This is a genomic window from Alcanivorax sp. (genome assembly GCF_014762765.1).
Lineage (GTDB): Bacteria > Pseudomonadota > Gammaproteobacteria > Pseudomonadales > Alcanivoracaceae > Alcanivorax.
Genome location: NZ_JABURH010000052.1, coordinates 1 through 9,790, shown reverse-complemented (window position 1 = coordinate 9,790; position 9,790 = coordinate 1). Strand labels below are relative to the sequence as shown.

Sequence of the window (9,790 nt, the reverse complement as noted above, 5' to 3'; positions counted from 1 at the left end):
TCAGGGTAAAGCCCTGCTTGCCTTCCATGTCCACGGTGCGGCCGATGATGCGGCCTGGCATCTGGCGCACGTGTTTCTGTTTGCAGCACATGAAGCCGAAGTAGGGACCACCGGAAGACAGCGGCACGCCCAGGGGCTGGCCTTCGCCAACCACGATATCGGCACCCTCTGCGCCCCACTCCCCGGGAGGCGTGATCAACGCCATGGCAGTAGGGTTCACCACCGCAATCACCAGCATGCCGTTGGCATGGGCCCAATCGGTAAGGGCATCGACTTCTTCCAGGCTGCCGAAGTAGTTGGGCTGGCTGATCACCAGGGCCGCAAAATCTTCGCCTTCGTGGGGCTTGAGAGCATCGACCAGGGTCTGCCCTTTTTCCTGACAGAACGGCACGGTTTCCAGGGCCACATCCTGGTTTTCCACGATGGCCTGGGTGGCGCTGGTGTAGCGCGGGTTCAGGGCCGCCGGCACCAGCACCTTGCGGGACTTGCTCTTGCGGTTGGCGCGCAGGCTCATCAGCACCGCTTCGGCCAGGCCGGAGGCGCCGTCGTAGACGGAGGCGTTGCTCACGTCCATGGCGGTGAGCCGGGTCATCAAGGTCTGGAATTCGTAGATCACCTGCAGGGTGCCCTGGCTCGCCTCCGCCTGATAGGGCGTGTAGGCGGTGTAGAACTCACCGCGGGTGGCAATCTCCCATACCGCCGCCGGGATGTGGTGCTGATAGGCACCGGCACCGATAAAACTCACCGCACCGGCGTCCATGGCCGCGCGCTCGTTCATCAGCCGGGTCACGTCCATTTCGCTCAGCCCTTCGGGCAGGGCGTCGAGCTTGCCGGCGGCTTTCAGGTGCGCAGGGATTTCATCGAACAGGTCTTCGATGCTGTCGGCGCCGATGGCGTCGAGCATGGCGCGCACGTCATCGGGGGTATGGGGGATATACGGCATTGGGGTACCTGGATAGGTTGGGTGTTGGCTAAAACGACACTACGAAGCCCCGTAGGAGCGGCGCTTGAGCCGCGAATCCGTGCGAGGAAAGACATCGCAAGCACGTTCGCGGCTCAAGCGCCGCTCCTACTGGGGTTATCGCTGGCGTTATTCGCTTTCGATCTGCGCCTGGTACTGGTCGGCGGTGAGCAGGTTGTCCAGGTCACCGGCTTCGCTCATCTGGATCTTGAACAGCCAGCCACCTTCATAGGGAGCGTTGTTGACCAGTTCCGGTTCGTCTTCCAGAGACTCGTTGATCTCGATGACTTCGCCGGAAACCGGGGCATAGATGTCGGAGGCGGCTTTCACGGATTCCACCACGCCGGCTTCATCACCGGCAGCAACCACCTGCCCCACTTCAGGCAGCTCCACATAGACCAGGTCGCCCATGGCGTCCTGGGCGTGTTCGGTGATGCCAACGGTTACCACGCCATCGTCGTTCTTGGCCCATTCGTGGCTGGCGGCATAACGCAGCTCGGCTGGAATCTCGCTCATTGTTGTCTCCTTGGGTTAACGCTTCACGCGGCATGCTGCGCGCATGACGCCGAAATTTGTGTGTTCTGCAGGCTTGTCGTTGAAGCCATGCCTGGGTGCCAACGTCTTCGTCATGCAAGCATGACTTCCCACAAACCCCGGTCCCGTTGAGACCTGGTGGGAAGCGATGCTTGCATCGCGAATGCTACAGCTCTTTGTACACTGCCTTGCCGTTACGCACGAACGGTGGCTTGACCACCTGGGCGGGCTGGCGCTTGTTGCGGATTTCCACGTCCACCTTGCCGGTGGCGCCAGCGGGCAGCCGGGCCAGGGCGATGGATTTGCCCAGCGTCGGCGAAAACGTGCCGCTGGTAATCTCGCCTTGCTCGCCATTGGGCAGCAAGACTTGCTGGTGGGCGCGCAGTACGCCCTTGCCTTCCAGCACCAGGCCGACGAGCTCTCCGTGGCCATGCTGTTGCTGGTTGAGCAGCGGCTGGCGACCGACGAAGTCCCGGTCGTTGAGCACCAGGGTCCAGCCCATGTTCGCTTCCCAGGGGGTGATGCTTTCGTCCATGTCGTTGCCGTACAGATTCATGCCGGCTTCCAGACGCAGGGTATCGCGGGCGCCCAGGCCGATGGGGGCCACACCGGCATCCAGCAGTTGTTCCCATAATTTTACCGCATCGGCGCCGGGCAACATGATTTCCACGCCATCTTCGCCGGTGTAGCCGGTGCGGGCGATCATCCAGTCACCGTCTTCGGCGAAGCCGAATACTTTCAGGGTATTCACGGCTTCGGCCCGGGCTCCGCTGAGCAGACCGGCCACCAGGCTGCGGGCCTGCGGGCCCTGGATGGCGAGCATGGCCAGGTCGGCACGCTCGCGGATATCCACGGCAAAACCACCGGCGTGCTTTTCCATCCAGTCCAGGTCGGTCTCACGGGTGGCGCAATTTACCACCAGTCGGTAGTCATTGTCCCGCTTGTAGGCGATCAGGTCATCGATGACGCCGCCGCTGTCGTTGAGCATGCCGCTGTAGAGCGCGCGGCCGGGAGTGACACGATCCACGTCGTTGGCCAGCAGGTGGCGCAGGAAGTCCCGCGCGCCGGCACCGGCAATGTCCACCACGGTCATGTGGGAGACATCGAATACGCCGGCGTGCTGGCGCACCGCATGGTGCTCCTCGATCTGGGAACCATAGTTGATCGGCATGTCCCAGCCGCCGAAATCGACCATCTTGCCGCCGGCCGCCAGATGCGCGTCGTACAGAGCTGTGCGATGACCCATATAAACACCACCATTCAAATGAGCGGCAATTATATCGGCCCGAGGCCGAGGGGCATAGGCTGGCGGCATGGACAGGGCCGGATTGGGCGGGTGTCTGATCTGATTCGGAGAGAAAAAGCGGCCGCACCCGCAGGGCAAGCAGACGACCGCTCCCACAGTCCAGCACCGGGCTGAAATGTGGGAGCAGCCATTCGACTGCGGGGACGGCGGTTACTTGATGGACCCGCTCTGGTAGGTCAGGTTGACACCGCCAGCAGGAATCTGCAGGTCGATGGTGGCCGCGCCGCCGCCAATGCTGACATCAATGTTCTGGGCATTGAGGCTGAGCAGGCCAATCACCAGGCGCCCGTCGGGCAGGAACGTCAACGGACCTCTCAGCTGCAGATCGTTGAGCTCCAGGCTGTGCAGGTTGTGCGGCAGCCCCAGCGGCGCTTCCATTTCCGGGGCATCCAGGAATAGATCCAGGGTGGTCTCAAAGGTCAGTGAATTGCCGTCGTGACGGATATAGCCGCGCACCGGTTCGGTACGATTACCATTGCCGTCATCCGCATAACGGGCCCGCATCACCAGCGGCTCAGTGGGCACTTCCGGCTCCACCAGGCCGAGAATCTGCGCATAGACACTGCTGTTGGTGGTCATCAGCACCGGCGGGTAGAGCAGCACTTCCACTGCCTGCTCGTCCTCGTTCCAGCCGAGGATATCCACGTTGATGCCACCGTTCAGGTAGGTGAACTTTTCTTCGGGACAGCTCTGGTTCAGTGGGCAGCCCACGTTGGCGCCGGTGGCCAGGCCGCCAGTGTCGGTGACAAACAGGGAGGCCGCATTGGTGGGCGTGGGGTACTCGCCGCTGCCCGGCGGGTCTTCCACCGCTTTCTGTTCATCCGCGTCCAACTCGAAGTTGGCATTCACATCCGCCTTGGGCAGGTTGCGCAGCGGCAGGAACACATTGCCCGTGGCCGGGGCGCCGGTGAAGGCGATGGCCATGTCCGGACCGCCCTCATTGGCGGCCGGGGCCAGCAACTGGGCGGTCTGCAAAGGCATACCGGCCAATGAGCAGATCACCCCCTGGCCGCAGCCGGTGCTGGCGTGGGAGCCGAGGACGTACTGGTACAAGACGCCCTCTTCCCAGGGCTGCGCGGGCATCACCGTCAGGCTGCGGCTATTGCGCGACAGATAGGCCGGCACCGTTTCCAGACAGTTGCCGCCGGCATCAATCTTCTCCACCCGGACACTGCCCTCCCCGCAGGCCTCACCGAGCACCATGCTGGTGGTATCCATATCCTGGGAAAACTGGACCTCAATGGGGCGGTTGGCGGGCATCTCGACCACTGGCAACAGATCGCCGGCCTGATTCTGGAAAGCGCTGGCGCACTGACCCTGGATACCGTTGCCCAGGTCCCGGCTCGGCGGGTTCACCGCGCAGGCAAAACCCGGGTACACGGTGGCGGCATAAGGGGTTCGCGGCGCATCCGGGCTGTAGTCGGGCATGCTGAACAGCAGGGTTTCCGGTGTGGCCGGGTTACCGTACAGGTCTTCCACGCCGTCGGTGAGCGTGACCTGATACTCGGTGCCGAATGCCAATGGCTGTTCCGGGGTGAGAATCAGCGAGGCCCCATCCAGGGCCCACTGGAACGGCACCGGCGCACCCTGGTCGGTGAGCATCACACTGACGCCGGCTTCAATGCTGTCCTGGTCCGGGGTCTCGCTCAGGTTGAGCACGATCGGATCGCCGGGACGGAAACGGTCGGCATAATCACCGGGTTGCCAGCTTTGCAGACTGGGGCCGGTGATATCCACCGGGGGCTCGGGGGCGTTTTCCTGATCCTGGTAGGACTCCATGTGAAAGCTGAGCACGCCAAAGGCGGTTTCGATACCGAGCACTTCCGGCTCCACCACACCCAGGGCGTCGATGATCATGCGCCCTTCTTCCACGATGGCGCGGCCCACCAGTTCCACCTGCACCAGACTCTGGGTAAAGGCGCCATTGGCGCGGGAGTCGGCAGTGGAAAAAGCCAGGTCCAGAGTCAGCATGATGCGGCGTGGCGCTTCCGGCTGTTCGCTGTAAGGGGCCGGCAACAGATAGCCGGTGGCATCGGACAGGAAGCTGACGGTCACCTCGCCGGAATCAAACCCGGCGGGCAGCTGGCCGCCGATCAATACCTCCAGCGGCTCACCGGACAGCAGCGATCCCTTGCGAATTCGCAGCGGCGAGGCATCCGGAAAGTTGGGGATAAACGCCAGGTCGGCAAACACATCACCGGACAGTTTCGATACCGTGGTGTTACCCAGCAGGCGGGCAATCAGCGGGACACAGTTGATCGGCGCACCGGACAGCGGCGACAGCGTCACACCATCCTCGTTGCAGCCTTTGACCGGATCGGCCGCCATGGCTTCCAGGGCCAGGGTTTCGCGGGGCTCGGAGTCCTGCGGGTTCACCGCAAACTCGGTGTCGCCGCTCAGGGCAGTGCCAAAACGGCTACTCAGGGCCGCATCCAGCACCAGTGTATAGGGCTGGCCCGGTTGCAGGTCGGCGGCCGGGTCCACGCTGAGACGGTTACCGCCGGCCAGGGCCGTGGCCTCAACCAGGGCGCCACCACTCGCTTCCAGTCTCACGGTGGTGCCGTAATCCACGGTGGCCGCATCCAGCGGCTGACTAAACTGCAGGTGCAGGGTGGAAAAATCCATCAGCGGTTGCGCCTGATCACCGGATGGCGCAACCCGCGTGACCGTAAACGCCTGGGCCTGCTGCTGCTCGCTGGCCGGCCCCTTGCCGGCACTGGCGGTGGTGAAAGCCAGCTCGCCGTCACTGAAGCCGGCCAGAGTCATGCCTGCCAGTTCCAGCCGGTAGTCACTGTTGAACGCCAACGGCGCCTGGGGGGTAATCACCAGGGACCGCTCCTGGTCAGCCCGGGACAGCACCACATCCACCGGACCGTCCGGCCCGATCAGGCTCACATCCTGATCGTCCAGGGCGGGCGGCTCGGAAAACTGCACCACCACCGGCGCATGGACCGATACGCCGGTCTGTGCGTCTGCGGGATAGCTGTAGTACACCTGCCCTTTTTTGCGGGCACTGTAATCCACCGTTTGCTCACTGCCACCGCCGCCGCAGGCGGCCAACAGGGACGCGGCGGCAATCAGGGAAAATATGCGCAACATCATGCTTGCCTCCGCACTCAGAATTTCAGGGTCAGGGAACCACTGAAGACATGGACGTCACCGTCCGCTTCCACCCGTTCGCTGGGCTGCGGAAAGGCGGCGGACTGGGTGTCATAGATATCGAACTCCCGGGCTTCCAGCTTCTGGTATTGGTAGCCCACATCCAGGCGTACCGGGTAGGCCAGCAACCAGGGCTCCTTGAATTCAGCGGAGGCGCCCAGGCCCACAATCCACTTGTCGGTATCCAGATAGTTCACGTCCACGGAGGCATCGGAATCCAGCGGCGACTCGCTGAACGCCAGCCCGCCCCGCAGGGTAAAGGTATCGTTGAGGCGGTATTCCGTGCCTACTCGCGGGATCACCACATCCTTGAAGCGAAGCTGGCCCACGTCACCGTTAACGGTCTGGTCCTTGATGGTGTCGCGCTCGAACTCCTCTTCCAGGGCGGACCACTCCTGCCATTCCACACTGACGCCGGTGCGCCAGCGACCGGCCTGGTAGTGCATGCCGCCGCTGAGGATATTGGGCTGGTAGGAATCCAGGGTGTTGATAGCCAGCATCAGGCCCGGGCTGGAAATTACCCCGGGGATCACCGCATTGGCGTTCACTTCCGTCTTGGTATTGGAATAGCCACGATAGGCCAGCGCGGTTTCCAGACCATTGAACCAACAGTCGTCGCCTTCGGCGCAGAAGGTCTCGCCCCAATCCATGTTGATGCCGAAGATCGGCCGGATGGCGGGCTTGGCGGACACTTCCAGTTTTTCGTAGCGGGTGTTACCGGCCAGGTCCGTGGTGGCGGCCAGGTCGGCTTCGGCATGCAGGGTAATCCGGGCGGTGGCACCCACGTCGATCCCCCGCCACAGCTGGGTGGCGCCGCCCAGATTCAGAAACAGGGGCTGACGGCCATACTCGAAGTACTGCCCTTGCTGGGAGGTCTGGGATTCGAAGGCGAGCATTTCCTCACCGTATTTTTCCACGCCCAGCATCAGGCCCAGATAGAGCGGATGATCGTATTGGGTCAGCGAGGTGAGATCGGTCTTCATGCCGATCAGCACATGCTGGGAGGGAGAGTCCTGAATCACATCACCGTTCCGTACCGGCGCATCCGCGCCGCCCAGGCTGTTGGCGCGCAGCTCATGGTCCGCGTGCATGAAACCGGCGGTGAGTTCGCCGCGCGAATCCTTGGCCAGATAGGCCGGGTTGTAATAGGTGGCTGAGGTCTGGCTGTTGAACAGGCTCAGGGCCTGGGCGGTGGCCAGATCGAAAGGCAACACGCCGTAGGTGGTACCGATGTTACCCATGCTGCCCAGGGCAACAGACTGCATCAGCAGACCACCGGCAACGACGGCAGCGCGTCCCTTGAATGAAACAGACATTGTGCACTCCTGATTTCTTTTTCTGTGTCGCGGGGGTGGCGACAGGGGGATGACACCCTAGTCAGGAGTACACAGTCATTCACATAGGAAGAAAGCGGTAATCCGCGTCATTCGCGACACATATTCGTAAAATTGTTGGAAAAAGTGATGCAATTGGCAGTGAAAAGTAGCGTTGCGTCAGGCACGAATGTCCCAGAAAGTTCGGTACCGCGCCGCTCCGGGTCCGACTTCGCCTTGCCAGCAAGGTACCAACGGCTCGAGGGATCGGCTTCAGGGACTACAAAAAAAACGCCCCGGACAAGCCGGGGCGTTTTTCACGTTGCCAGGAACGCTTGCAGAGCGATCACTGAATGGACGCACTCTGGTAGCTCAGGTTGATGCCACCCGGCGGAATCTGCAGCAGCACCTTGCCGCCATCGAAGCCAGCCAGGGTGATTTCCAGATCCACATCCAGCGGTTCCTGATTCTGCAGAGCGATGAACAGGCGGCCATCGGGCAGGAAGTCCAGCGGACCTTCCAGCTGCACATTGTCGATGGGCAGGCTCTTCACGTTGTGCTCAAGACCCAGCGGCAGGCTCAGGGCCGGCGCATCGAACAGCAGATCGAACGGGATACGGAAGACCGGGCCATCCGGTGTATCCACGATAAAGCCTACCGGCGGTACCGTGCGCGGGCTGTTGGGATCATTGGGATCCTCCGGCTCGTAACGCACGCGCATGATGTTGGGGCCGGTGGAGGTGGGAATCGGTGCCAGGCCGATGTTATCCAGACCCACGGCTTCGATCAGATCCCCGAGTCCAGTGGCACCCAGCAAACCATCCACGATGTCCTGGGCAATATCACCGAGCACCGGAATCGCGCCAAGCAGGCCGCCTGTTTCATCGTCCGAGGTCAACCGCAGGCCGATTACCGCCGTGGCATCCAGATTGGTGAGCGCCACCGTGGTGGGGTAGATCACCACCGGCACACCCTGATTCTCGGCATCGAAATCCAGGATCTCGGTATTCAGCAACCCGGTCACGTACATGATCTTGTCGCTGTCACACTGGGTGGGCGTGCCGTCAGCCGGATTATCAAAACCACAGCCTGTGTTGGCATAGGCCACCAGCCCTTCACCACCAGTGCCACGGGGCACGATGAAGGTGGCATTGGCAGGCGTATCTGCCGGATCCAGGGTGTCGCCGGTGAGAACCGGTTCGTTGCTGTCGATCTGGAAGTTGTTGTTCACATCCGCGCTGGGCAGGTTGGCCAGTTCCTGGAAGATGGTGTCCGCAGCGGCTTCACCCCGGAACAGAATTTCCATATCCGGGCCACCCTCTTTCAGTCCGCCACCGAGCAGGGGAGCCGTTTGCAGCGGCAGGCCATCAGCGGAGCAAATACCGGCACAGCCGGTGCCGCCACCGTTACCCGCCATCACGTAGCGGTAGAGGGTCGCACCGGTCTCGTCCCAGGGCTGGTTCGGGGTAAAGGTGAAGCCACGGGTTTCCACGGTGAGCTCACCGTCCACATCAACCCAGGAACCGTTGTCGTCCGCTTGCACCATCACGGTATCGCCCAGGACCAGGGTGCTCGGGTCCATGTTCTGGGAGAAACGCACCTTGATCGGACGATTCGCAGGCAACCCCACGATGGGCAGCTGGTCAATCACCACCTGATCCGCTTCCGGGCTGGAAGACACACACACGCCCTGGGTACCGGCGTCAATTTCCGCCTGACTGGCCGTGCTGCTGGCACAGGGGAAGCCCGGGTAAACGGTGGACGCAAACGGCCCACGACGCACATCCTCGCCACCGTCATCCACCACGTATTCCGGCAGGGTGAAATCCAGGGAATTATCCCCTTCCAGGGAATCCAGCATCTGCAGCGGGTTGCCGGCCAAGTCGGTGATTTCCGGGGTGGTGGTCACCACATATTCGACCCCGTACTCCACCGGGCTGTCAGGGGTAATCACCAGCGCATTCCCGCTGAGTTCCCAGCTGAACGGCTCGGCAACACCACCTTTGGTGAGCATCAATGTGGTGCCCGCATCAATGCTTTGCGGCTCCAGCGCTTCGCTGAAGTGAATGACAATGGGCTCCCCCGGTTCCATGCGATCTGCCACATTGCCCGGCTGCCAGGACAATTCCGGACCGTTATCCCCATTCAGAACGGGAACGATGGGATTCACGGAATCAATCGGCTGGACCGGTGCATTTTCCTGATCCAGATAGGACTCCATGCGGAAGCTGAGAACGCCGTAGCTGTTTTCCACGCCCAGTACCCGCGGCTCCACCACAGTGATGGCATCGGTGTTGAGCTGGCCGTCTTCAATCAGGCCGGTGCCCACCAGTTCCAGATGCATCAGGTTCTGCGTAAAGGCCCCATTGGCGCGGGCGTCGGAGGTGGAGGTCGCCACATCCATCATCAACCGCAGCTGCTTGGGTGCATCGTCGCTTTCCGCATTGGGGTTGGGGAACAGATAACCGGTAGCATCGGAAATGATCTGTACCGTCACTTCCCCGGAATCAAAGCCCA

6 protein-coding genes are annotated in these 9,790 nt (G+C 62.1%); all 6 read right to left on the bottom strand.

Features of this window, described 5'->3' with window-relative positions; all coding sequences use genetic code 11:
• Window positions 1-943, bottom strand: a 943-nt coding sequence (gene gcvPA / locus HUJ17_RS01660) for an aminomethyl-transferring glycine dehydrogenase subunit GcvPA (RefSeq protein ID WP_290509069.1), incomplete at its 3' end; no start/stop codon positions are given.
• A 147-nt stretch (window positions 944-1,090) separates the two neighbouring features.
• Window positions 1,091-1,477, bottom strand: a complete 387-nt coding sequence (gene gcvH / locus HUJ17_RS01655; RefSeq protein WP_290509068.1) for a glycine cleavage system protein GcvH — start codon at window positions 1,475-1,477, stop codon at window positions 1,091-1,093.
• A gap of 184 nt (window positions 1,478-1,661) precedes the next feature.
• Window positions 1,662-2,741: a glycine cleavage system aminomethyltransferase GcvT gene (gcvT, locus tag HUJ17_RS01650; RefSeq protein WP_035246099.1), complete on the bottom strand. Its 1,080-nt coding sequence runs from the start codon at window positions 2,739-2,741 to the stop codon at window positions 1,662-1,664.
• A 210-nt stretch (window positions 2,742-2,951) separates the two neighbouring features.
• Entirely contained in the window at window positions 2,952-5,903 is a 2,952-nt protein-coding gene (locus tag HUJ17_RS01645; RefSeq protein ID WP_231866179.1) for an Ig-like domain-containing protein, read from the bottom strand.
• A gap of 14 nt (window positions 5,904-5,917) precedes the next feature.
• The gene (locus HUJ17_RS01640) at window positions 5,918-7,276 is read right to left on the bottom strand and encodes an outer membrane protein transport protein (protein ID WP_062815338.1); all 1,359 of its coding nucleotides are present in this window, start codon (window positions 7,274-7,276) and stop codon (window positions 5,918-5,920) included.
• Between the two features lie 343 nt (window positions 7,277-7,619).
• Window positions 7,620-9,790: Ig-like domain-containing protein (locus tag HUJ17_RS01635; RefSeq protein WP_290509067.1), on the bottom strand; the 2,171-nt coding region annotated here is incomplete at its 5' end.